At 69.5% G+C, this 23,684-nt stretch carries 18 protein-coding genes; 10 read left to right on the forward strand and 8 right to left on the reverse strand.

Annotation, left to right across the window (positions count from 1 at the left end):
• The first annotated feature begins 41 nt into the window (after positions 1-41).
• Positions 42-980, forward strand: a complete 939-nt coding sequence (locus AC1RRS_RS07295; protein WP_492854561.1) for a family 43 glycosylhydrolase — start codon at positions 42-44, stop codon at positions 978-980.
• The gene (locus AC1RRS_RS07300) at positions 977-2,005 is read left to right on the forward strand and encodes a glycoside hydrolase family protein (RefSeq protein WP_492854562.1); all 1,029 of its coding nucleotides are present in this window, start codon (positions 977-979) and stop codon (positions 2,003-2,005) included. The genes AC1RRS_RS07295 and AC1RRS_RS07300 overlap by 4 nt, the downstream gene beginning before the upstream one ends.
• A gap of 144 nt (positions 2,006-2,149) precedes the next feature.
• Here AC1RRS_RS07300 and AC1RRS_RS07305 read toward each other — a convergent pair whose 3' ends face one another.
• From AC1RRS_RS07305 to AC1RRS_RS07330, 6 genes are all read right to left on the reverse strand, one after another.
• The gene (locus tag AC1RRS_RS07305) at positions 2,150-3,682 is read right to left on the reverse strand and encodes a CoA-acylating methylmalonate-semialdehyde dehydrogenase (RefSeq protein ID WP_492854563.1); all 1,533 of its coding nucleotides are present in this window, start codon (positions 3,680-3,682) and stop codon (positions 2,150-2,152) included.
• Positions 3,679-4,488 (reverse strand): 5-deoxy-glucuronate isomerase, encoded by an 810-nt coding sequence (iolB, locus tag AC1RRS_RS07310; RefSeq protein WP_492854564.1) that lies wholly within the window; start codon positions 4,486-4,488, stop codon positions 3,679-3,681. Before iolB ends, AC1RRS_RS07305 begins: the two co-directional genes overlap by 4 nt.
• Entirely contained in the window at positions 4,485-5,384 is a 900-nt protein-coding gene (gene iolE / locus AC1RRS_RS07315) for a myo-inosose-2 dehydratase (RefSeq protein WP_492854565.1), read from the reverse strand. The genes iolB and iolE overlap by 4 nt, the downstream gene beginning before the upstream one ends.
• A gap of 3 nt (positions 5,385-5,387) precedes the next feature.
• Positions 5,388-7,244, reverse strand: a complete 1,857-nt coding sequence (gene iolD, locus AC1RRS_RS07320) for a 3D-(3,5/4)-trihydroxycyclohexane-1,2-dione acylhydrolase (decyclizing) (RefSeq protein ID WP_492854566.1) — start codon at positions 7,242-7,244, stop codon at positions 5,388-5,390.
• Entirely contained in the window at positions 7,245-9,176 is a 1,932-nt protein-coding gene (locus AC1RRS_RS07325) for a bifunctional 5-dehydro-2-deoxygluconokinase/5-dehydro-2-deoxyphosphogluconate aldolase (protein WP_492854567.1), read from the reverse strand.
• A 119-nt stretch (positions 9,177-9,295) separates the two neighbouring features.
• Positions 9,296-10,171 carry a MurR/RpiR family transcriptional regulator gene (locus AC1RRS_RS07330; protein WP_492854568.1) on the reverse strand — a complete coding sequence of 292 codons (876 nt, stop codon included), beginning with the start codon at positions 10,169-10,171 and terminating at the stop codon, positions 9,296-9,298.
• 253 nt (positions 10,172-10,424) lie between these two features.
• Here AC1RRS_RS07330 and iolG point away from each other — a divergent pair, with 253 nt between their 5' ends.
• On the forward strand, positions 10,425-11,411 hold the full coding sequence (gene iolG / locus AC1RRS_RS07335) for an inositol 2-dehydrogenase (RefSeq protein WP_492854569.1): 987 nt from the start codon (positions 10,425-10,427) through the stop codon (positions 11,409-11,411).
• 54 nt (positions 11,412-11,465) lie between these two features.
• Here the strand turns inward: iolG and AC1RRS_RS07340 are convergent, their stop codons facing one another.
• The gene (locus AC1RRS_RS07340; RefSeq protein ID WP_492854570.1) at positions 11,466-12,899 is read right to left on the reverse strand and encodes an OprO/OprP family phosphate-selective porin; all 1,434 of its coding nucleotides are present in this window, start codon (positions 12,897-12,899) and stop codon (positions 11,466-11,468) included.
• 89 nt (positions 12,900-12,988) lie between these two features.
• Positions 12,989-14,320 carry a dicarboxylate/amino acid:cation symporter gene (locus AC1RRS_RS07345; RefSeq protein ID WP_492854571.1) on the reverse strand — a complete coding sequence of 444 codons (1,332 nt, stop codon included), beginning with the start codon at positions 14,318-14,320 and terminating at the stop codon, positions 12,989-12,991.
• Positions 14,321-14,603: 283 nt separating this feature from the next.
• Between AC1RRS_RS07345 and AC1RRS_RS07350 the strand changes: the two genes are divergently transcribed.
• The 7 genes from AC1RRS_RS07350 to AC1RRS_RS07380 all read left to right on the forward strand — a co-directional run bounded on the left by AC1RRS_RS07350 (position 14,604) and on the right by AC1RRS_RS07380 (position 23,342).
• Entirely contained in the window at positions 14,604-16,370 is a 1,767-nt protein-coding gene (locus AC1RRS_RS07350; protein WP_492854572.1) for a sensor histidine kinase, read from the forward strand.
• Positions 16,367-17,728 carry a sigma-54-dependent transcriptional regulator gene (locus AC1RRS_RS07355; protein ID WP_492854573.1) on the forward strand — a complete coding sequence of 454 codons (1,362 nt, stop codon included), beginning with the start codon at positions 16,367-16,369 and terminating at the stop codon, positions 17,726-17,728. Before AC1RRS_RS07350 ends, AC1RRS_RS07355 begins: the two co-directional genes overlap by 4 nt.
• Positions 17,729-17,952: 224 nt before the next feature.
• Positions 17,953-18,822, forward strand: coding sequence for a TauD/TfdA dioxygenase family protein (locus AC1RRS_RS07360; protein ID WP_492854574.1), 870 nt, complete (start codon positions 17,953-17,955; stop codon positions 18,820-18,822).
• Positions 18,823-18,901: 79 nt separating this feature from the next.
• On the forward strand, positions 18,902-20,359 hold the full coding sequence (locus AC1RRS_RS07365) for an MFS transporter (protein ID WP_492854575.1): 1,458 nt from the start codon (positions 18,902-18,904) through the stop codon (positions 20,357-20,359).
• Positions 20,360-20,446: 87 nt separating this feature from the next.
• Entirely contained in the window at positions 20,447-22,039 is a 1,593-nt protein-coding gene (locus AC1RRS_RS07370; RefSeq protein WP_492854576.1) for an FAD-binding protein, read from the forward strand.
• Positions 22,036-22,476, forward strand: coding sequence for a 4Fe-4S dicluster domain-containing protein (locus tag AC1RRS_RS07375; RefSeq protein WP_492854577.1), 441 nt, complete (start codon positions 22,036-22,038; stop codon positions 22,474-22,476). Before AC1RRS_RS07370 ends, AC1RRS_RS07375 begins: the two co-directional genes overlap by 4 nt.
• Positions 22,477-22,484: 8 nt before the next feature.
• Complete coding sequence (locus AC1RRS_RS07380) at positions 22,485-23,342, forward strand: nitroreductase family protein (protein WP_492854578.1); 858 nt, start codon at positions 22,485-22,487, stop codon at positions 23,340-23,342.
• Positions 23,343-23,684 lie beyond the last annotated feature (342 nt).

The following is a 23,684-nucleotide window of genomic DNA, read 5'->3' on the forward strand; positions in this document are numbered from 1 at the left end:
TCGCCTCGATTGCCGAAGCCGGCGAGTCCAAGGAGTTCCCCATGAAGCGTCTCGCCCTCTGCCTCGCCGTCCTGCTGGCCGGATCGGCTCTCGCCAGCGCCGCCCTGGCCGGCGAACCGATCAGCCCGCGCTTCAACGCCGACCCGTCGCCGCACGCCTTCAAGGGCGGCTACTACCTCTACGCCACCGACGACGCCTCCAACTCGGGCAAGTACTGGGACTCGACGACCTGGCGGCTCTACACCTCCAAGGACCTCAAGGCCTGGAAGGACGGCGGCGCGTTCCTGGGGGTCACGGTGTTCAAGTGGGCCAAGCCCGACGCCAAGGCCTGGGCGCCCGAAGCGGCCTATCGCGACGGCAAGTACTACTTCTACGCCCCCGTGGGCGGCGACAAGATCGGGGTGGCGGTAGCCGACCGTCCGGAGGGGCCGTTCGTCGACGCCATCGGCGCGCCGCTGGTCGACAAGGCCCGCGACGCCAACGCCGGCGCCGAGCCGATCGACCCGCAGGTGCTGATCGACGACGACGGCCAAGCCTACATGCTGTTCGGCACCCGCGTGCCGAAGATCGTCAAGCTGGGCAAGGACATGAAGAGCCTGGTCGGCCCGATCCAGGACATCGCCGTCACCGGCTTCCCGACCGACGATCCGAAGAAGAAGTACGGAGAGGCTCCGTTCCTGCACAAGCGCAAGGGTCTCTACTACTTCAGCTTCTCGACCGGCTGGCCGGGCCAGATCGTCTATGCGACCTCGAAGACGCCGCTGGGCCCCTACGCCTATCGCGGCGTGATCTTCGACTATCTGAAGATCTCGACCAACCACCAGGCCATCCTACAGGACAAGGGCCGGACCTGGTTCTTCTATCACGACAACCTGCTGCCCGGCGGCGGCGACCACCGCCGCTCGATCGCCATCGAGCCGCTGACCTACGGTCCCGACGGCGCGATCGTGGAAGTGCGCCCCGGGAAGAAAGCGCCGTGAAGGGCAAGGCGCGACGTCCGTACCGAGCGCTGATCGCGGCCCTGCTGCTTGGCCTGCTAGCTCCCAGCCTGGCGGCGGCGCAGACCGCGCCCAAGCCGCTCTACCGGGATCCGGTGCTGGACGGCGCGGCCGACGTGTCGATCGTCTGGGACCGCGCGGCGCATCTGTGGACGATGTTCTACACCAACCGGCGCGCCACCCTGCGCCTGCCCGATCCGGCTGACGTCGCCTGGGTGCACGCCACCCCGATCGGCGTCGCGACCTCGGCGGATGGCGTGACCTGGCGCTACAAGGGGACCGCGACCTTCCCCCAGGCCTGCACGGGCGTGACCCTGTGGGCGCCGGAGCTGTTCTACGAGCAGGGCGTCTACCACCTGTGGCTCACCATCGTGCCCGGCGTCCACCACCGCTGGGGCGAACCCGGCGCGACGACGAAGATCGTGCACCTGACCAGCGCCGACCTTTCCGACTGGACCTGCGGCGAGACGCTCGACCTGGGCTCCGACCTGGTCATCGACGCCTCGGTCGTGCGGCTGAAGGACCGCTATCGCCTGTATTATCGGGACTCTCGGCCCAAAACCCGTCTCAAGGCCGTCGACAGCCAGGATCTCAAAACCTGGACGCCCGCGCCCGAGGGCGACGTCACCAAGAGCGCGGCCGAGGGACCCAAGGTCTTTCGCTTCAAGGGGCGCTGGTGGCTGATCGCCGACGTCTGGAAGGGCCTGCTGGTGCTCCAGTCCAAGGACGGGCTGCACTGGACCGAGCAGGCCGAGCGGCTGTTGCAGACCCCAGGCGCGCTGTCGACCGATCGCGGCATCGGCCAGCATCCCGACATCGTGGTCAGCGGCGGACGGGCCTTCATCTACTACTTCGTGCACCAGGGCGCCGAGCCGGAAGCCCAGAGCGATCCGTACTGGAAGCAGAGGACCGTTATCCAGGTGGCGGAGCTCAAGCTCGTCGGAGGCCGCCTGACGGCCGACCGCGACGCGCCGGTGAAGTTCCGCCTGCGGCCGCCGCGTCGGTAGCGGGGTCGGCGACGACCGGGCGAAAACCTCGTCCTTCGACAAGCTCAGGATGAGGTTTTACAAGCGCCGCGGCCTGCAATGGTCCTCATCCTGAGCTCGTCGAAGGACGAGGACCACGCAGTGTGGTTGGGGATGAGCCCAGCCTCACCGCATGGTCGGGATGACGAAGCTCTGGTCGAGCACCGCGCCGCCCTTGGGCCAGCGCTGGGTGACGGTCTTGGTGCGGGTGTAGAAGCGCACGCCGTCCAGGCCATACTGGTTGAGGTCGCCGAAGCCCGAGCGCTTCCAGCCGCCGAAGCTGTGATAGGCTACCGGCACCGGGATCGGCACGTTGATGCCCACCATGCCGACCTCGACCTGATCGGCGAACTCGCGGGCGGCGTCGCCGTTGCGGGTGAAGATGGCCACGCCGTTGCCGTACTGGTGGCGCGAGGCGAGATGGATCCCCTCCTCAAGGCTCTCGGCGCGAACCATCTGCAGCACCGGGCCGAAGATCTCGTCCTGATAGGAGCGGCTGGTCGGCTTGACGTGGTCGAACAGGGTCGGCCCGACGAAGAAGCCGTCTTCGTGGCCTTGCAGGGCGAAGCCGCGACCATCGACGACCAGTTCAGCGCCCTCCTCGACGCCCAGCTGGATGTAGCTCTCGATCCGCGCCTTGTGGGCGGCGCTGACGACCGGGCCGTAGTGGGCGTCCTTGTCGGTGCTGACGCCGACCCGCAGGGAGCCGATCGCGGCGACCAGCTTCTCGCGCAGGGCGACGGCGGTCTTCTCGCCGACCGGCACGACCACCGGCAGGGCCATGCAGCGCTCGCCGGCCGAGCCGTAGGCCGCGCCGATGATGTCGGCGGTGGCCTGGTCGAGATCGGCGTCAGGCAGGACGACCCCATGGTTCTTGGCGCCGCCCATGGCCTGGACGCGCTTGCCGGCCGCGCCGGCGCGCTGGAACACCGACTGGGCGATGTCGGAACTGCCCACGAAGCTGACGGCCTTGATGTCCGGATGGTCGAGGATGCCCTCGACGCAGTCCTTGTCGCCCTGGACGACGTTGAGAATGCCCGGCGGCAGGCCGGCCTTGATCATCAGTTCGGCCAGGCGCACCGGCACCGACGGATCGCGCTCGGACGGCTTGAGGATGAAGGCGTTGCCGCAGGCGATGGCCGGGCCGAACATCCACATCGGGATCATGGCCGGGAAGTTGAACGGGGTGATGCCCGCCACCACGCCCAGCGGCTGGCGCATGGAATAGACGTCGATGCCGGGGCCAGCGCCTTGCGTATACTCGCCCTTCAGCAAGTGAGGAATTCCGCAAGCGAACTCAATGACTTCCAGGCCGCGCTGAATGTCGCCCTTGCTGTCGGCGATGACCTTGCCGTGCTCGGCCGACAGCAGGTGGGCCAGCTCCTCCATGTGGATTTCCAGCAGGCGCTTGAACTCGAACATCACCCGGGCGCGCCGCTGGGGATTGGTCGCGGCCCAGGCCGGCTGAGCGGCCTTGGCGTCGGCGATGGCGGCGTTCAGTTCCTCGGCCGAGGCCAGGGCGACGCGGGCCTGCACCTTGCCGGTGTTGGGATCGAAGACCTCGCCGAAACGTCCGGACGCGCCCTCGACGGCGCGGCCGCCGACGAAGTGGGGAATGCTGCGCATGACGCGCTCCTTGTCGATGTCGCCGAGGATCATGGCTTGCGCACGATCCAGTCGTGGGCCGGGTCGTTGCGGAAGATCCACTTCCGGTGCGGGCCGGCCATGACGTTGAGATAATAGAGGTCGTAGCCGTGCGGGGCCCCGACCGGGTGATAGCCGCGCGGCACCATGACCACGTCGCCGTCCTGCACGCAGACCGTCTCGTCGAGGCTGCGGTCGTCGGTGTAAACGCGCTGGAAGGCGAAGCCCTGCGGCGGGTTCAGGCGGTGATAGTAGGTCTCCTCCAGCGCCGTCTCCTCGCCCTCGGCGGCGGTGTCGTGCTTGTGCGGCGGATAGCTGGACCAGTGGCCGCCCGGAGTGATCACCTCGACCACCAGCAGCCCGTCGGCCGGCGCGGTCTCGGGCAGGATATTGCGGACATGGCGGACGTTGGTCCCCTGCCCCCGCACCTCGCGCGGCATGTCGGCCTCGGCGATCAGCCGGGCCTGGCCGCCGGGCTTACCGGGAGCGGTGCACAGGGCCAATTCGACCTCGGTGACGGCGACGACCGCGTAGGCGGCGCCGGCGGGGACGTAGACCGCACCGGGCGCCTTGTCCTCGAACACGCTGGCGCGGCCGCCGACCCTGCCGAACGCGACGCCCTCGGCGCTGACCTCGGCGGCCCCGCTCATGATCACCACACAGGTTTCGCGGTCGGGCTCGACGCCGTCGAAGGTCTCGCCAGCCGCCAGCTTGATCACCCGGAAGCCGACATGGCTCCAGCCGGCGCTTTGCGGCGTGACCTCGAGCACCGAGCCGTCGGCGGCGGGCGCGTGGGGGCGAACGAGCAGCCGGCTCATCACGCGGCCCTCAAGCCCGCCGAAGCCGCTTCGCGTTTCAGGGTGGCCAGGCCGATCTCGCCGTACTCGCGGGGATTGGCGATGGCCGGATCCTGCTCGGCCTCGACGATGATCCAGCCGGAATAGCCGATTTCGGCGAGAGCCTGCATGACGGCGGCGTAGTCCAGCGAGCCGTCGCCCGGCACGGTGAACATGCCGGCCAGCACCCCTTCGAGGAAGCTGCCGCCGTCCTGGCCGATCACCTTGCTGAACACCTCGCCCCGGATGTCCTTGCAGTGGACGTGGGCGACGCGTTCGGGGTGGTTGCGGATGATAGAGACGGGATCGAGGCCGCCCAGAGCCGCGTGACCAGTGTCGACGGTCAGGCCCACCGAAGGACCGGTGTTGGCCAGGAAGGCGTCAAGGTCCTCGGGCCGCTCGACGACGGTGCCCAGGTGATGGTGGTAAGCGAACTTCAAGCCCTGGGAGGCGATGTAGTCGGCCACCTGCGTGAGGCGCGCGCCGAATTCCTTCCAGCCCTCGGCGTCGAGGCGCGGCGTGGCCGACAGGGCCTGGGAGCGATCGCCGTGGATGGCGTTGCTGGTCTCGGCGTGGACGAAGACGGTGCAGCCCATCGCCTTCAGCAGCGACAGGTGCGGTTGCAGCGCCGCGATCTCGTCCTCGGCGGATTGCACCAAGAGATTGCCGCTGTACCAGCCGCCGACGAGGTCGAGGCCGTAGCGGTCGAGCAGCGGCTTCAGCACCGCCGGGTCGCGCGGGAACACGCCGCCCAGTTCGACGCCGGAAAAGCCGATCGCCTGGCAGTCGGCCAGCACGCTTTCCAGCGGGGTGTCGCCGCCCAGTTCGGGCATGTCGTCGTTGATCCAGGCGATGGGGCTCACGCCGAAACGGATGGTCATGGGTCAGTCCCCTGTACGCTGCTGCTTGATCTTGTCTTCGTAGTCGGCGCGGGCCGCGTTGACGGCCGGGCGCACCGAGACCTCGGGCACGGCCACGTCCCACCAGGCGCCGCCGGGCGTGGTGGGCGCCGGGTCGGTGTCGATGACCACGACATAGGTCCGGTCGCTGGCCTTGGCGCGTTGCAGCGCGGCTTCCAGTTCGGCCAGGCTGGCCACCTTCTCCGACCGCGCGCCGAGGCTCGCGGCGTGGGCGGCGAAGTCGATGTCGGGCAGGGTCTCGTGGACCACGTCGGCCAGCAGATTGTTGAACGCCGCCCCGCCGGTGGCCGCTTGCAGGCGGTTGATGCAGCCGAAGCCGCGATTGTCGAGCACGGTGACGATCAGCTTGGCGCCCAGCATCACCGAAGTGGCGAGCTCGGAATTGAGCATCAAGTAGCTGCCGTCGCCGACCATCACGTGGACCTCGCGATCAGGCGCGGCCATCTTCACCCCGACGGCGCCGGCGATCTCGTAGCCCATGCACGAAAAGCCGTATTCGACGTGGTAGCCGCCGGGCCGGCGGGTGCGCCACAGCTTGTGCAGCTCGCCCGGCAGGCCGCCGGCGGCGCAGACCACGACGCTGTCGCCAGACGAGGCCCGCCACACCGCGCCCAGCACTTGGGCGTCGGTCGGCAGCGGCCGGTCGTCGGACGCCGTCGCGGTGTCGAAGATCGCGTTCCAGCCGGCGACCCCGCCAGTCGCTTCTGCGGTCCAGCCGTCCGGCGCGCGCCAGCCGTCCAGGGCTTGCGCGAGCGCTTCGACCACCGCCTTGGCGTCGCCGACGACGGCGGTGGCGCCGTGCTTGTGGGCGTCATGCGGGGCGACGTTGACCTGCACCAGCTTGCGACCTTCGGCCCCGAACAGGGCGCGGGAGCCGCTGGTGAAGTCCTGCAGGCGCGTGCCGATGCCGACAACGAGGTCGGCCTGCTCGGCGGCGGCGACGGCGGCGCTCGTGCCGGTGACGCCGATCGCGCCGAGGTTCAGGGGATGATCCCAGACCAGGCTCCCCTTCCCGCCCTGCGTCTCGGCGACCGGCAGGCCGGCGGCGGAGACGAGGTCGGCGAGCACCGCCTCGGCGCGGGCGTAAAGCACCCCGCCGCCGGCCACGACCAACGGGCGCTTAGCCGCCTTGATCAGGGCGACGAGATCGGCAAGCTCGCGCGGATCGGGACGCGGCGCGCGGATGCGCCAGACCTTCCTGGCGAAGAAGGCTTCCGGATAGTCGAAGGCCTCGGCCTGGACGTCCTGGCAGAAGGCCAGGGTCGCGGGGCCGCAGGTCGCCGGGTCGAGCATGGTCGCAAGCGCCCGCGGCAGGGCGTCGAGGATCTGCTCGGGGCGCGTGATGCGGTCGAAATAGCGCGAGACCGGACGGAAGCAGTCGTTGGCGCTGACCGTGGCGTCGCCGAAATCCTCGATCTGCTGGAGGACGGGATCGGGCCGACGGCTGGCGTAGACGTCGCCGGGCAGGAACAGCACCGGCAGGCGGTTCACATGCGCCAGGGCGGCGGCGGTGACCATGTTGGTCGCGCCCGGCCCGATCGAGGTGGTGCAGACCATGGCCCGCTCGCGCCGCGACTGCTTGGCGAAGGCGATGGCGGCGTGGGCCATGCCCTGCTCGTTGTGGGCGCGCCAGGTCGGCAGCACGTCGCGAGCGCCGTGCAGGGCCTCGCCCAGGCCGGCGACATTGCCGTGGCCGAAGATCGCCCAGACCCCGGCGAAGTAAGGAAGCACGCCCTCGCCGGTCTCGACATGCTGCTGCGAGAGCCAACGGACGGTCGCCTGGGCGGCGGTGAGACGGACGGTGGTATGGGCGGCGGCCATTTACGCGGCTTTCTCGGCGGCGCTCCGCAGACGCTTCCAGGCGTCCACCAGCACCTTGAATTTGCTCACCAGGGCGGCGACGGCCGCTTCGTCGTCGATGCGGCCGGCCAGCCAATCGCGAGCCACATCGTAGAAGATCGTCCGCCCCACGGCGAAGCCCTTCACGATCGGGAACGGCGCGACGACCTCGAACGAGGCGACGAGTTCGGCCTCCGGCGCCGACAGCCCCAGCAGCACCACGCCACGGCAGAGCGGGTCGTTCTCGCGGATGGCGATCTCGATCTCGCGCCAGGCGGCCGGGTCGGTCAGGGGCTCGAGCTTCCACCAGTCGGGGCGGATGCCCAGGTCGTAGAGCCGGCGCACGCCGCGCGCCACGGTGCGGCTGTCGCTCTGCATGCCCGGCGGCAGGATCAGCTCGAGCAGCAGTTCGTGGCGCGTCTTGCGACAGGCGTCGAACAACCGCAGCAGCTGCCGCTCCTGCCGTTCGCGCAGTTCGACCTCGTCGTCGGGGTGATAGAAGACCAGGCACTTGACGATCTGGTTGGCCGGCCACTCGACCAGCTCGGTGGCCACGTCGGCCGAGCTTTCGAACTCCAGCGGTCGCGACTTGGGCAGCTCGATCGGGCGGGCGATCCAGTAGTCGTGGTCGGCGGCCTGCGCCAAGGCGTCGAACCCGAAACGGCCGTCCAGCAGCAGGCCGAAGCGGCTCTCGTCGCCGCCGGCCACGGCCTCGACCGCGCGCAAGGCCAGGGTCTTGAAGTGCGGAATGCGTTCGGGATCGCCGCCCGTCTCGGCGATGAGGTCGAGGAACTGGCTGCGATGGTCGACGGCCAGGACGGTCAGCTCGTCATAGACCCGGTCGCGGGTGGTGGCCCAGTGGATGTGCTCCAGCTCCACGTCCTCGCGCAGGCGGAACGGCCGCTCTCGGTCGGACAGGAAGGCCTCCAGCTCGACCCAGGTCGGCATGGCCGGGGTACAGCCGTGGCGCGAGACGACGATCGCCCCGCAGGCGTTGCCCCACTCGCAGCAGGTCTCGACGCTTTCGCCGCGCAGCCAGCCGCGCAGGAAGCCGGCCATGAAGGCGTCGCCGGCCCCCAGAACGTTGAACACCTCGACCTTGAACCCGCGCGCGCTGACGCCCTCGTCCAGGCTGTCGGGGATCGCGCCCGGGAAGGCCACGCAGCCGTCGGGCCCGCGCTTGCAGACCAGCAGCGCGCCGGGGGCCCCGCCGCGGATCGCGCGCAGGGCGGCGATGGTGTCGGTCGAGCCGCCGAGGATATGGATCTCCTCCTCGGTGCCGACGATCAGGTCGCAGAGGGCCACAACCTCCTGCAGCTTCTCGGTGACCTGCCGGTTCTCGACGAAACGGTTCTCGCCGGCGTCCTTGCCAGCCAGACCCCAGAGCACGGGGCGATAGTCGATATCGAAGACCACCCGGCCGCCGGCCGCCTTCACCGCGCGGGCGGCCTTGAGGCTGGTCTCGTAGACATTGGGTTGCGACAGGTGGGTGCCGTTGATCAGCACCGCGCCGGCCCTGGCGATCCAGGCCTCGTCGACATCGGAGGGCAGCAGCGCCATGTCGGCGCAGTTCTCGCGATAGAAGATCAGGGGAAAATTGACCCGGTCGCGGATGCCCAGGATCACCAGGGCGGTCAGGCGGTCGGGATCGGACAGCACGCCGGCGACGTCGACGCCCTCGCGGACCAGCTGCTCGCGGATGAAGCGGCCCATGTGGTCGGAGCCGACCCTCGTCAGCAGACCCGTCTTCAGGCCCAGGCGCGCACCGCCCGCGGCGGTGTTGGTCGGACTGCCGCCCAGATACTTGGCGAAGGAGGACATGTCCTCCAGCCGGCCGCCGGTCTGCTGGCCGTACAGGTCGACGGAGGAACGGCCGACGGTGATGAGATCAAGGGCCTTTTCGTCGTGCGCCATTCCGGTTCCACGCTACTTTTTTCTGACCGACCTCCCCGTCGGCGCCATGTAACGCATATTCCAAGCTTCAAAATCTCGCAACATTCATTTCATTTTTGAGCGAGAATGGAACGCACGGTTCAGCCAACCTTGCGCTTCCTGCCCTTTTCCCTGTTGGCCTCGAAGGCGAAGCCGATCACCAGGGCCTGGGCCAGGCAGATCGAGGCGGCCAGGGAGCGGAAGGTCCGCACCTCGGACTCGCGCACGTGCAGCACCAATTCGGCCGGCTTGGCGATCGGGCTGACCAGGCTGTCGCTGATCGACAGCACCTTGGCCTCGCGCTGCACCGCCATTTCGACGGCCTGCACCGTCTCCTCGGCATAGGGGTGGTAGCTGACGGCGATCAGCAGGTCCTTGGGGCCGATCGTCTGGACCTGCTGCTTGGTCAGACCCGCCACGCCATCGATGAACAGGGTGCGCTTGTTCACCTGCTGCAGCGAATAGGCCAGGTACGAGGCCACCGGGAACGAGCGGCGGAAGCCGACCACATAGACCGTCTCGGCCTTGTCGATCAGGGCGACGGCCTTGGCCATGTCGGCCTCGCTGACCGTCTGGCCGAGGTTCTGCAGGGCCAGGGTGTTGCCCTCGACGAACTCCGACAGCACATCCGCGCCGCTCTCGGGCTTGCGCGCCACGGCTTCGTTGAAGTGGCGCACGCGCTCACCGTAGCCCAGGGCCGAGTGGCCCGACAGCAGGCCGTCGCGGAACAGCCGCTGCATCTGGCTGGCGCCGGGGAAGCCGAAGGTCTTGGCGAAGCGCACGATGGCCGACGGCTGCACGCCGCAACGCTCGGAGATCACCGCCAGGGTCTCCAGGGCCATCTCGTTGGGCTCGTCCAGCACGTAGCGGGCGATCTGCTGCAAACGCTTGCTGAGCGTCTCGTAGCGATCGAGGATCGCCGCCCTCAGTTCGTCCGCGCTGGAGGGGGCGTTCGCCGCCATGATTTCGTCCGTCATCCGCGCCCCACAGTCCGATCGGTCAAATTAGAATATCCGTTCCGTGTATGAACGCCAGGGTTCAACTTACGACCAGGAATTCCACTTTACCCGTAGAGGGAATTTTTATTCCAGGCTACAGGAACACGAAGTCCCGGCCGCGTCATGAGCCGGACGAGGGAGCGATCATGGTCGAGACGACGCGATCGAACGGTCAGGCGACGGATACGCCGCCCGCTCCTGCGCTCAATCCACCGAGACCTTGAAGGTTCCCATGCACGACATCGCCATCCTCGGCGCGGGCCGCATCGGCCGCATCCACGCCAAGAACGTCGCCGGCCAGGCCGGCCTGCGGCTGAAGCATGTGGTGGATCCCGTCGCCGAGGCGGCCGAGGCGCTGGCGGCCGAGACCGGCGCCCAGGTCTCCGATCTCGACACAGCGCTGAACGATCCGTCGGTGGCCGGGGTGATCATCGCCAGCTCGACCGACACCCACCTCGACTACAGCCTGAAGGCCGTGGCGGCGGGCAAGGCGGTGTTCTGCGAGAAGCCGATCGACCAGGATCTTTCCCGCGCCCGCTCGGCGGCGGCCGAACTGGGCGCGCCTGGCGTGAAGCTGTTCCTGGGCTTCAACCGCCGCTTCGACCCCAGCTTCCAGGCCTTGCAGGCGCGGCTGGCGGCCGGCGCGGTCGGCGCGCTGGAGACGGTGCACATCACCAGCCACGACCCTGCCCCGCCGCCGGTCGCCTACGTCAAGGTGTCGGGGGGGCTCTTCAAGGACATGGCGATCCACGACTTCGACATGGCCCGCTGGCTGCTGGACGAACCGGTGACCGAGGTGTTCGCCGCCGCCAGCTGCCTGGTGGATCCGGCCATCGGCGAGGCCGGCGACGTCGACACCGCCAAGATCCTGCTGCGCACCGCCTCGGGCAAGATCTGCATGATCAGCAACAGCCGCCGCAGCGGCTACGGCTACGACCAGCGCATCGAGGCCTTCGGCTCCAAGGGCCTGGTCCGGGCCGACAACGTCACCGAGAGCACAGTCTCGGTCTGGGGCGAGGCCGGCGCGGCCAGCGACGCCTTCCAGAACTTCTTCCTCGACCGCTACGCCGAAGCCTATCGCCGGGAAATGGCCCACTTCGCCCAGATCATCCGCGGCGAAGCCCTGCCGGCGATCGGCTATATCGACGGCGTCGATGCCCTGGCCCTGGCCGAGGCGGCTGGCCAGTCGGCCCGCACGGGTCAGGTGGTCAAGCTCTAGCGATCGAGGCCGCTGGCGGGATCCGTATCGATCCCGTCAGCGGGCTGTCCGACTCTAGAATTCCAACTGCAGGCGGGCCTGGGCCACGGTGACGTCGGCGTCCAGCTGGGAGCCGGCGATCAGGCGGTTGTCGATGGTCGCCCGCGTCAGGTTCCCGGTCAGGCGCACATAGGAATAGGGATACCAGTTGGCGCCGAAGGTGACGGCCTTGTAGGTCCCGGCCGTGGAAAGGCCGGTCTGCGAGGCGAGCGTGGCGACGCCGTTGGCCGCCATGTCGCTGAAATCGGCATAGTCGTAGCGGGCGGCGAACTCCAGCGCGCCCAGGCCGCCCTTGTCGAGCGGATGGGCGACCTTGATCCGACCGAACGAGCCGTTGGGATTGTAGGGCCGCGTCTCGCCCGTCGCGAACCAGCTGGCCGAGGCGTAGGCGGTGACGATGTCGAAGTCCGGCCCGCCCAGCGTCGAGCTGAGGTTTGTGGCGATGCGGTCGACCTTGATCCGGGCCGCCTCGCCTTGCAGCGACAGCGCCCGATGGATCCAGGCGGCCTCGATCCCCAGCGTGGTGTCGCCGTCGCCGACCGCGCCGGTCGAGAACAGGGTCGCGCCGGACGAGGTCTGGGACCGGAAGGCGGTGTTGGCCGCCGCCGAATAGGTGAAGCCGGTCTCCCCTCCCCGATCACGGCGGCGCACCCAGGCGCCCAGGTGCAGGCGGTCGGCGTCGGAAAGCTGCGGCGACCAGGTGGCGCGAACGGTGGCGCCCAGGCGCTCGACGGCCTGGTTGGGGTCGTAGCCGCCCGTGGCGTCAGTCTTGTTGATGTTGTCGCCCTGCAAGGCGCCCCACAGCGACCAGTTGGAACCGGTGCGCACGGCCTCAAGCGACAGGGCGTAGCCAGCGTCGATCACGTCGCCATAGGCGCCCCGCTCCATGAAGGTGATCGACTTGAACGAAGTCAGGCCCTCCAGCGAAGCGGCCTTCTGGTTGCCGGCCAGCAGCGAGGTCTGGGCGTCGAGCTTGTACTCGATGATGGCGTCGTCCCAGCTCCAGGCGCCGCCGCTGACCGCGCCGCCTTCCAGGCGATAGCCCCAGCGGCCGGTCTGCCCCTCGACGCCCAGGAACAGCTGCCGGGCCTTGAACTGGCGGGCGTGATAGTCGGCGACGCCGTCGCGCTCGGCGATCGCATCGACGGCGTCCAGCAGGATACGGCCGCGCAGCTTGAAGGTCGAACCCGAGGCGTCGGTGAAGCGCGGCGAGTTCTCCCAGCGCACGGGCTCGGCGACCGGCTTCGGCGGCGAGGTGGTCGGGAGGGTCGCGATCGGCGCTGGCGTGGGCGCGGCGGTAGCGACAGCGGACTGGCGTTCCAGGACGTCAATCCGCGCTTGCAGCAGCTGGATCTGAGCCTTGAGGGCGGCGAGATCGGCGTCCTCGGCGCGGGCGGCGCCGGCGAAGCCGACGGCCACGAGGGCCGTGGTGGCGAAGAGAATGCGCATGGGCGTGAGTTCCCGCTCCCGCGCCAGGCGCGGGAGGAAGAGGAAGGAAAGGGCCGCCGTGCGGGCGGCCCGACTGCCTGGAAGGATCCTTACTCGGCCGCGGCCGGAACCGGCTCGACATCGGACGGCACGGCGTGACCGGCCAGGGCGGCGTCGAGGGCGTCCTTGTCGAGGGCCTTTTCCCAGCGGCTGACAACGATAGTGGCCACGGCGTTGCCGATGAAGTTGGTCAAGGCTCGGCACTCGCTCATGAACCGGTCGACGCCGAGGATCAGGGCCATGCCGGCCACCGGCACCGAGGGCACCACCGAAAGGGTGGCGGCCAGGGTGATGAAGCCCGCGCCAGTGACGCCCGCCGCGCCCTTGGACGACAGCATGGCCACCGAGAGCAGCAGCAGCTGATCGCCCAGCGACAGGTGCACGCCCGTGGCCTGGGCGATGAACAGCGCCGCCAGGGTCATGTAGATGTTGGTGCCGTCGAGATTGAACGAATAGCCGGTCGGGACCACCAGGCCGACGACGGGCTTGGCGCAGCCTGCGCGCTCCAGCTTGTCGATCAGGCTGGGCAGGGCCGATTCAGACGAGCTGGTGCCCAGCACCAGCAGCAGCTCGCTCTTCAGGTAGCGGATCAGCTTGAGGATCGAGAAGCCGTTGAACCGGGCCACCGCGCCCAGGATCACCACGACGAAGATGATGGAGGTGGCGTAGAACGTCCCGACCAGGGCGGCCAGATTCACGACCGAGCCAATGCCGTACTTGCCGATGGTGAAGGCGAAGGCCCCGAAGGCGCCGATCGGGGCGGCCTTCATCAGGATCCCGACCAGGCGGAAGAAGGCATGGGCGATCGACTCCAGCAGATCGACGACCGGCTGGCCCTTGTCGCCGACCAGCACCAGGGCGACGCCGAACAGGATCGAGAAGAACAGCACCTGCAGGATGTCGCCATCCGCGAAGGCGCCCGTGACCGTGGCGGGAATGATGTTGCTGAGGAAGCCGACGATGGTCGTCTCGTGGGCCTTGGCGGCGTAGCTGGCGACCTTCTCGCTGTGCAGCGTGGCCGGATCGATGTTCATGCCTGCGCCCGGATGGACGAGGTTGCCCACCACCATGCCCAGCACCAGGGCCAGGGTGGAGAAGGTCAGGAAGTAGGCGAAGGCTTTCAGCACCACCCGCCCGAACTTGCCCAGGTCGCGCATGCCGGCGATGCCGGTGACGACGGTGAGGAAGATCACCGGGGCGATGACCATCTTCACCAGCTTGATGAAGGCGTCGCCCAGCGGCTTCAGGCTCTCGCCGAAGCCAGGCCAGAAGTGGCCGATCAGGGCGCCGGCGGCGATGGCGACCAGCACCTGGACGTAGAGATGCGTGTACCAGGGACCGGGGCGCGGCGGGGCCGCGGCGGACGGGGCTTGCGGGATCATCTGGCGGGCTCCTGGGCTCGTTTCCTCGCGCGTCCTTGCAGGTCGGGCGCTTGGACCAAGAGTGGCGCAGGATGGTCAGGGCGGGAGTCCACGATCCGATAAAATCTGTAAAGCCATGAATAACTGAAAGAATAACCCGATACGGGCTCGCTTCGACGTGACATGCCGTGCCATAGTCCGCCCAGCTCAGATCCATATTGTGTGGAATATGGCACAACCTAAGTCGATCGCACCGGAAGCGCTCTCCGCGTCAGGCCCTGCTGTATCAAGATCCCGACTGGCGGTGTTCGCCGTGGTCGCGGCGGCGATCGGCGCGCTCCTGGTCTGGTCGGTCGGAGCCCTGGTCGAGCAGCGGGCGATGACGGCCCTGCGGGCGCGGGCAAGCGCTTCGGCGGCGCTGCACGCGGCGGTGCTGCGCAGCGAACTCGACAAGCAGCGGGCCCTGCCTCTGGTCCTGGCCGACGACGCCGACCTGGAGGCCGCCCTCGCCAGCCGCTCGCCCACCAAGCTGGAGGCCTTGTCGCGCAAGCTGGAGGCGCTGGGCGTCCAGGCGCGCGCCGCGGCTGTCTATGTCATCGCCACCGACGGCGTCACCGCGGCCGCCAGCAACTGGCGGCTGCCGACCAGCTTCGTCGGCTCCGACTACGGCTTTCGCCCCTATTTCGCGCAGGCCCTGCGCAGCGGCTACGCCGAGCAGTTCGCCCTGGGCACGGTCAGCCGCAAGCCCGGCCTCTACCTGGCCCGCCGTGTCGATGGCCCGACGGGTCCGCTGGGCGTCGTCGTGGTCAAGCTGGAGTTCGACGGCGTCGAGGCCGCCTGGCGCGCCATCGGCGAGCCGGCTTTCGTGGTCGACAGCCAAGGCCTGGTGCTGATCACCAGCCAGCCCGAATGGCGCTTCCTCGCCCGTGATCCCCTGCCCCAGGCCCGACGCGACGCCCTGCGCGCGGGGGGCCAGTACGGCGGCGCGACCTTCGCTCCCCTGCCCCTGCGCCAGAAGTCCGGCGCCGTGGCCCGGACCGATACGCCCCGCGCCGAACGCCAGATCGAGACCCGCCTGACCGATGTCGCGCCGGGATGGACGCTGCACCTCCTCAGCACCGCCGCTTCCGCCGAGCAGGCGGCGGCGGCGGCGCGATGGATCACCGCCCTTGTCTGGACCCTGCTGAGCGCGGCCCTGCTTTGGCTGTGGGTGCGGCGGCGGCGCATCCATCTGGCCGCCCTGCGCGATCGCGAGACGCGCCTGGAGCTGGAACGGCGGGTCGAGGAACGCACCCACGAACTGACCGACGCCAACCGCGCCCTGTCGCACGAGGTCGAGGAGCGCCAGCGCACCGAAACGAGGCTCCGTTCGCTACAGGCCGACCTGGTGCAGGCCAACAAGCTGGCGTCCCTCGGCCAGATCGCCGCCGGGGTGGCGCACGAGATCAACCAGCCGGTGGCGGCGATCCGGGCCAACGCCGACAACGGCCTGCTGCTGATCGGCCGAGGCCTCGCCGACGCCGCTGGCGAGACCTTCACCGCCATCGTGGCGATGACCGAGCGGATCGGCCGGATCACCGACGAACTGCGGGCCTTCTCGCGCAAGGCCGACGGCCGGGTCGAGCCGACGCTGGTCACCGAGGTGATCGACGGCTCGGTGTTGCTGACCGCCAGCCGTTCGCGACGCCAGGAGGCGCGGCTGGTCCGCCAGGGCGAAACCGCGGGCCTGAGCGTTCTGGGCGAACGGGTCCGGCTCGAGCAGGTGCTGGTCAACCTGCTGCAGAACGCCTTCGAGGCGGTGGGCAACCGCGCCGACGGCGTCGTCACCGTCACGGTGCGGGAAGACGCGGACACGGTCGAGATCGCCGTCGGCGACAACGGCCCAGGCCTGGCGCCCGAGGTGGAGCGCGCCCTCTTCACGCCCTTCCTGACCACCAAGCCGCGCGGCCTGGGCCTTGGCCTCGTCATCGCCCACGACATCGCCGTCGATTTCGGCGGCCAGCTGACGGCAGTCTCGGCGCCAGGCCAGGGCGCGACCTTCATACTGACCCTGCGCAAGGCCGTTCCATGAGCGCGCCGGCCGGCAAGATTCTGCTCGTCGACGACGACGAGGCGTTGCGGGTCGCCGTCGCCCAGGGCCTGGCCTTGCGCGGCTTCGACGTCGCGGCGTTCGACAACGCCCCGGCGGCGCTGAAGGCGGTGTCGCGCGACTTCGACGGCGTCATCGTTTCGGACGTGCGCATGCCGGGCATGGACGGCCTGGCGCTGTTCCAGCGCGCCCAGGCGATCGACCCCGACATCCCGGTGCTGCTGATCACCGGCCACGGCGACGTGGCCATGGCCGTGGCCGCCCTGCAGGACGGAGTCTACGACTTCGTCTCCAAGCCCTTCCCGATGGAGCGGCTGACGGCCGCCCTGTCGCGCGCGCTGGAGAAGCGCCGGCTGGTGCTGGACAACCGCCGCCTGGAGGCCGCCGCCCAAAACCCTGGCGGCTCGATGCTGCTCGGCGACACGCCGGTCATGCAGCGCCTGCGCGCCACCATCGCCCAGCTGGCCGAGGCCGAGGTCGATGTGCTGATCCAGGGCGAGACCGGCGTCGGCAAGGGTCTGGTGGCGCAGGCCCTGCATCGTGGGGGGGCGCGGCGCGCCCGGCCGATGGTCGCGGTCAACTGCGCGGCGCTTCCCGAGGCGGTGTTCGAGACCGAGCTGTTCGGCGCGGCCGGCGGCGCCGGCGGCCTTCGCCCCAATATCGGCCGCATCGAACGCGCCGATCGCGGGGTGCTGTTTCTCGACGAGATCGAGGGCCTCTCGCCCAGCATGCAGGCCAAGCTGCTCCGGGTGGTCGAGGAGCGCGAGATCTGGCCCGTCGGCGCGTCCGAACCGCGCCACCTGGACCTGCGGATCGTCGCCGCGAGCAAGATCGACTTGGCCGAGGCCGTGCGTGACGGCGCCTTCCGCGCCGACCTCTATTACCGCCTGAACGTGGTCACCCTGGTGGTTCCGCCCCTGAGCGAGCGGCGCGAGGACGTGCCGGCGCTATTCGGCCACTTCCTGGCCGAGGCCGCCGCCAGACTGCGGCGGCCGGCGCCGCGCCTGACGGCGACGATCCGCGACCACCTGCTGGGACATGACTGGCCTGGCAACGTCCGGGAACTGGCGCACTACGCCGAGCGCGTGGCCCTGGGGCTGTCCTCGGCCGCCCTGGGCGAAGGCGGCGCCGTCCAGGGCGCCGAAGAGGGCCTGGCCGAACGCACCGGCCGCTACGAGGCGATGGTCATCCGCGAGACCCTGGCGGCCTGCGGCGGCGACGCCCGCACGGCCATGACCCTGCTGCAAACCCCGCGAAAGACCTTCTACGACAAGCTGCGCCGCCACGGCATCGACATCGACCGCTACCGTCCGGCCAAGCCTTCGCGTCTGGGAGGATAAGCCATGGCGGCTTCCACTCAAGGCGCTCGACTGAACAGCAACGCCCACCTCAAAATTGCGCGCCAAGACTTCATGGACAGATCGCTTCAGCGACATTCAAACCTTCGACTTCAGCTATATTAGCGAACATCGCCAACGGTATTTTACAAACTCGCATGATCATTCGGAGGCCGTCGTTATAGCCTCCGCAAGCGGCCGATGATTGACCGCGCGGAGGAACATCCATGACGGTCACACTTGAGCGACGCCCCGAGGTCAAAACCGCCGGCCTCACGCTTTCGCCCCTGGAGCCGACGATCGGGGCCGAGATCGCGGGCGTCGATCTCAGCCGCCCGCTGAGCACCGAGGATCGCGATTTCATCAAGGCCGCGCTGCTGCGCTACAAGGTGGTCTTCTTCCGCGATCAGCATGCCCTGGACGCCGAAAGCCAGGCCGCCTTCGCCGCCAATTTCGGCCCGCTCTACACCCATCCCACCACCCGCTCGGACGCCAACAACAAGCCGATCCACAAGATCGAGCCGCCGGATCCCTATCTGTTCGAGACCCGCAAGGCGGCGGGCGCGGGACTGGTCCAGGCCGGCTATCACAGCGACACCAGCTGGCGACTGGTGCCGACCTGGGGCGCGGTGCTGCGGGCGATCGACCTGCCAGAGGTCGGCGGCGACACCGTCTGGGTGGACGCCGGCGCGGCCTATGAGGGTCTGAAACCCGAGACCAAGGCGCGCCTGGAAGGCCTGCACGTCACCCACGACTTCCGCGACGCCCTGCTCGCGGCCGGTCACGACTATCCGATCGTGGCCCACCCGATCGTCCGCAAGCACCGCGAGACCGGCGCCTCGATCCTGTGGGTGAACTTCACCCAGAAGCCGCAGGTCATCGGACTGGACCGCGCGGAGAGCAACGCGCTGCTGACCGAGATCCTCGACCAGTACCGCAAGCCCGAATACCAGGTGCGCTTCAAGTGGCGTCCCGGCTCGGTGGCGTTCTGGGACAACCGCGCCGCCGTCCACATCGCCATCCGGAACTACGGCGACTTCCCTCGCCTGCTCGACCGCGTGCTGATCGCCGACGAGCCGCTCTGGACCGACCTCTAAGTCCACGCCGACCAAGACCGCTTCCCCGCCAGGCGGGGAAGCGGTTTCACAGCGCTCGCCAGCCAAAGATCGATCCTTCTTGCCCCGCCCTATCGAGCGCCCCGACGCGTCCTCCGTCCTGATTCCGCTCGTCGTCGGCTGCGGCCTGCTGATGCAGGGCCTGGAGGGGACAGCGATCGCCACCGCCCTGCCGACCATGGCCAAGGCCCTGGGCGAAAGCCCGATCCGGCTGAACCTGGCGATCAGCGCCTACATGCTCAGCGTGGCCGTCTGCATCCCGCTCAGCGACTGGACGGCCAATCGCTTCGGCGCGCGCAACGTGTTCTGCGCGGCGATGGGCCTCTTCGCCCTGTCCTCGGCCCTGTGCGGCCTGGCGACCGACCTTGCGCAACTGCTGGCCGCCCGCGTGCTGCAAGGCGTGGCGGGCGCTCTGATGACGCCGGTGGGGCGGGTCGTGATCCTGCGCGCCACGCCGCGCGACCAGATCGTCAGAGCCATGTCGATCCTGACCGTCCCAGCGGTGCTAGGACCGATACTCGGCCCCTTGATCGGCGGCGTCATCGTCGAGGCGGCGTCATGGCGGTGGATCTTCCTGCTCAGCGCGCCCGTGGGACTGATCGGCCTCGCGGCCGCGCTGCTGGTCGTCCCGGACCTGCGCGGCGAAGCCGGCGGCCGTCTCGACTTCAAGGGCTTCGTCCTGGCTGGCGGCGGCGTTGCGGCCCTGGTGACGGCCCTGGGCGAAGTGGGAAGGCCAAGCTGGCCGCCCGGCGCGATCGCCGGCCTCGGGGCGCTGGGCGTGCTGGCGCTCGCGGCTTACGTCAACCACGCCCGGTCGGCGCGCTCGCCAATCCTGGACCTGTCGCTGCTGCGCATCCCGCCCATGAACGTGGCCATATTCGGCGGCGGCGTGTGGCGGGTGGCCATGGGAGCCTCGCCGATCCTGCTTGTGCTGCTGTTGCAGGTCGGCTTCGGGATGTCGCCCCTGCGGTCGGGCGTCATCTCGTTCGCCGGCGCAATGGGCGCGCTGCTGATGAAAGCGCCGGCGACGGCGCTGCTGCGGCGCTACGGCTTTCGCCGCGTGTTAATCGTCAACGGCGCCCTGACCGGCCTGCTGCTGGCGGGCATCGGCCTTTTCCGGGCCTCGACCCCGCACGCACTTATCTTCGCCCTGCTGCTGCTCGGCGGCTTCCTGCGCTCGCTGCAGTTCACCGCCCTGTCGGCGCTCTGCTACGCCGACGTGCCCGACCGGTCTCTGGGCGGCGCCAGCGCGCTGGCCAGCATGACCCAGGAACTGGCCCAGAGCCTGGGCGTGGCGCTGGCCGCCACCACCCTGCAAAGCCTGCTGACGCTGCGCCAGGGCGCGAGCTTCACGGCCCAGGACATCTCGATCAGCTTCTTCGTCATGGGCGGCCTGTCGCTGCTGTCGCTGCCGCTGTTCAGCCGCCTGCCTCCGGAGGCCGGCGACCTCCTGAGCGGTCGATCCGTGCGCCAGACCAAGGCGAAGGCCACCCATGACCCGGCTGAATATCCGGCTTGAGAACGCCTCGTTATCCCTGGCGGCGGCGAGCCCCTAGGTTCGCCCCCGACATCGAACGGAGATCGAGATGAAGGCTTACGGGGACGCATGAACGGTCAGGATCTGTCGACCGAGGTTCTGGTCATCGGCGGCGGCATGGCCGCGGCCTGGGCGGCCATCGCGGCGGCGCAGCAAGGTGCGACGGTGACGCTGGTCGACAAGGGCTTCGTCGGAACCAGCGGCGTGACCGCCACCGCGGGTCCCGGCCACTGGTGGGTTCCGCCCGATCCCAGGCAGCGCCAGGCGGCGATCGAGAAGCGCTATCCCAGCAGCTACGGCCTGGCCGAAAAGGCCTGGATGGAGCGGGTGCTGGACGTCACCTGGCGGACCCTGCCCCAGCTCGCGCCCTACTACGCCTTCGGCCGCGACGGCGATGGCCAGACCTATTATCCGGGCGTGCGCGGCCCCGAGTACCTGCGGGCCCTGCGCGCCTACGCGCTGGACAGCGGCGTGCGGGTGCTCGACCACCATCCGGCGCTGGAACTGCTCATCCATCAGGACGGCTCGGTCGCCGGAGCCGCCGGCTATGCGCGGCTGGAGCGCCGAGCCTGGACCATCCGCGCCGGGGCGGTGATCCTGGCCACGGGCGGCTGCGCCTTTCGCTCGGGCCTGATCGGCAGCCATACCAACACCGGCGACGGTCATCTGATGGCGGCCGAAGTCGGCGCCGAGCTGTCAGGCATGGAATTCTCCAGCATCTACACCCTGTCGCCCGCCTGGTGCTCGACCCGGACGCTGCCCTACACCGCCGCGCGCTTCTTCGACGCGACCGGCCAGGAACTGGATATCCCGCCGGCCCTGGCCGATCGCGACCACCACCGCGCCCTGGCCAAGGCGATGCTTGAAGGGCCGGTGTTCGCCGACCTCAGCGAAGCGCCCCCTGCCCTGCGACCGATCCTGCGCCGCATCCAGCCGGCCACCGTCGCGCCCTTCGAGCGCAAGGGCGTGCGGCTGTTCGACGAGCGCTTCGAGGTGAAGCTGTTCGGCGAGGGCACCATTCGCGGCACGGGCGGCCTGCGGATCGTCGATGACGACTGCCAGACGACGGTGCGAGGCCTGTTCGCGGCCGGCGACACGGCGACGCGGGAACTGATCGTCGGGGCCAGCAGCGGCGGCGGCTCGCCCAACTCGGCCTGGGCCCTGACCTCCGGACAAATCGCGGGGATCGCGGGCGCCAGGCTGGCCAAGGCCGACGGCGTGCGCGCCGGCGAGCGGGCCGCCCCAGCCGGTCGTGCGGGCTTGAGGCCGGCCGGCGCCATCGCGGCGGTCGATGAACGCGCCGCCGTCCAGACCGTGCAGGATGAGATGCTGAGCTACGACAAGGCCCTGTGGCGCCGCCGCGAGACGCTGGAGGCGTCCCTGGCCCGCCTCGACGACGCGTGGAGCGCCGTGGCGACCCATCGACGCCCCGAGGGCCTCGACCAGGTCGCCGCCCGCGAAACCGCCGCCCTGCTGGCCAGCGCCCGCTGGTCGACCCGCGCGGCCCTCGACCGCGACGAGACACGCGGCCTGCACGCCCGGGCCGACGCCCCGGATCTCTCCGCCGATGGCGGCAGACGGCTTCTGGTCGGCGGACTGGACCAACTCTGGACCCGCTACGAGCCGGTCTCGCAACGAAACGCCGTGGAGGCCGCGGCGTGATCACCCATATCTTCGAAGACCTGTGCAACGGCTGCGGCTCTTGCGTCAGCGCCTGCCCCACCCACGTCCTGGATCCGTCGCCGACCGGCGGACCGCCGGTGATCGCACGCCTCGATCAGTGCCAGACCTGCTTCATGTGCGAGCTCTACTGCGCGTCCGACGCGATCTATGTCGGCCCGGACCAGGGGGCGCCCGAGATCGTCGATCCGGAGGTCGTCAGGGCCTCGGGCGCGCTGGGCCAGATGCGCCGCGACCACCTCTGGGACGCGCCGCCGGGCGACCAAGAGCCGTTGGCCGAATACTGGCGCCTGGGGCCGCTGCTGATGGAAGGCGCCCAGATCTCTGCCCGCCGCTACGCCCTGAGGCGCCCGCCCACCGAACCCGCCACCTCCGCCGAGTCCGCCGCGCCGGACACGGCCGCCGCCCCTTCGCGTTAGGAGCATCCATGTCCGCTTCCGCCACCTCGCTCGCCGCCTTGCCGGCTGAAACGGCCGACCACCCGCTGCTGAGCGCTCGCTATGGACGCGATGCTCCCTCGATCGCGGCGCTGCTCAACCCGACCATCGAGGGACTTCTGGCCCACAGGTCGGTGCGGGCCTATCTGCCCGATCCTCTGGCCGATGGCGTGCTGGAAACCCTGGTCGCCAGCGCTCAGTCGGCGGCGACGTCGTCCAACCTTCAGCTCTGGAGCGTCGTCGCCGTCGAGGATCCGGAACGCAAGGCGCGGCTGGCGGATCTGGCCGGCGGCCAGGCGCATATTCGGCAAGCCCCACTACTGCTGGTCTGGCTGGCCGACCTGGCCCGGGCCGAACGCATCACCCGCCAGGCCGGCCAGGGCAAGGAGGCCCTCGACTACCTGGAAAGCTTCCTGGTGGCGGCGGTGGATGCGGCGCTGGCGGCCCAGGCCGCGGTGACCGCCCTGGAATCCCTGGGCCTGGGCTCGGTCTATATCGGCGCGATCCGCAATCGCCCCGAGGAAGTGGCGGCCGAACTTGGCCTGCCGCCGCTGGTGCTGCCGGTGTTCGGCCTCGTCGTGGGACATCCCGATCCCGCCGCGCCGGCCGCCATCAAGCCGAGGCTCTCGCAGACGGCGGTCCTGCATCACGAAACCTACGACCTCGCGGTTCAGGACGCGCCGGTGCGGGCCTATGACGAGACCCTCGGCGCCTTCCAGACCTCGCAGGGCCTGCCGCCGACCGGCTGGAGCGCGGCGATCGTCAACCGGGTCAGCAACGCCAAGGTGCTGAATGGCCGCGAACGCCTGCGCCAAGCCTTGGAAGGCTTCGGCTTCCCGTTGCGCTGATCCGTGGCGCGGCTGGCGCTCAGGATCGCCAGCGCGACTACCTCGTCGCCTTGGCGAGCGACTGCCTGGCCAGCGACGATCCCGAGCATGAGCGGGTGTCATTGCGCCACATGATCGGCAAGATCGCGCACGCCGCGACCAAAGCTGAACTCGTCGCGCGCCTTCAAGGCTAAGCGCTGATCCGGCCACGAGAACCGGCTGCCGCCGCGCGCTCGCCAGCGGCTCGGATCCGCCGACTGCCTGCATGGCGATGCTCTGACGCCAGCGCGAAAAGCCGCCTTCATGTTGAACCTTTGCCGTAGATCCGCGTTCACGGACCTTGCACGGCGATGTCCGTGATCG

This window comes from Caulobacter sp. GW821-FHT12A07 (genome assembly GCF_058807655.1).

Coding starts and splice junctions, on each gene's coding strand:
- AC1RRS_RS07325 (WP_492854567.1), bottom strand. CDS start 9,176: ATGGCGCACGACGAAAAGGCCCTTGATCTCATCACCGTCGGCCGTTCC.
- AC1RRS_RS07380 (WP_492854578.1), top strand. CDS start 22,485: ATGTCCGCTTCCGCCACCTCGCTCGCCGCCTTGCCGGCTGAAACGGCC.
- AC1RRS_RS07340 (WP_492854570.1), bottom strand. CDS start 12,899: ATGCGCATTCTCTTCGCCACCACGGCCCTCGTGGCCGTCGGCTTCGCC.
- AC1RRS_RS07345 (WP_492854571.1), bottom strand. CDS start 14,320: ATGATCCCGCAAGCCCCGTCCGCCGCGGCCCCGCCGCGCCCCGGTCCC.
- iolE (WP_492854565.1), bottom strand. CDS start 5,384: ATGACCATCCGTTTCGGCGTGAGCCCCATCGCCTGGATCAACGACGAC.
- AC1RRS_RS07355 (WP_492854573.1), top strand. CDS start 16,367: ATGAGCGCGCCGGCCGGCAAGATTCTGCTCGTCGACGACGACGAGGCG.
- AC1RRS_RS07370 (WP_492854576.1), top strand. CDS start 20,447: ATGAACGGTCAGGATCTGTCGACCGAGGTTCTGGTCATCGGCGGCGGC.
- iolG (WP_492854569.1), top strand. CDS start 10,425: ATGCACGACATCGCCATCCTCGGCGCGGGCCGCATCGGCCGCATCCAC.
- AC1RRS_RS07295 (WP_492854561.1), top strand. CDS start 42: ATGAAGCGTCTCGCCCTCTGCCTCGCCGTCCTGCTGGCCGGATCGGCT.
- iolD (WP_492854566.1), bottom strand. CDS start 7,244: ATGGCCGCCGCCCATACCACCGTCCGTCTCACCGCCGCCCAGGCGACC.
- AC1RRS_RS07360 (WP_492854574.1), top strand. CDS start 17,953: ATGACGGTCACACTTGAGCGACGCCCCGAGGTCAAAACCGCCGGCCTC.
- AC1RRS_RS07305 (WP_492854563.1), bottom strand. CDS start 3,682: ATGATCCTCGGCGACATCGACAAGGAGCGCGTCATGCGCAGCATTCCC.
- AC1RRS_RS07330 (WP_492854568.1), bottom strand. CDS start 10,171: ATGACGGACGAAATCATGGCGGCGAACGCCCCCTCCAGCGCGGACGAA.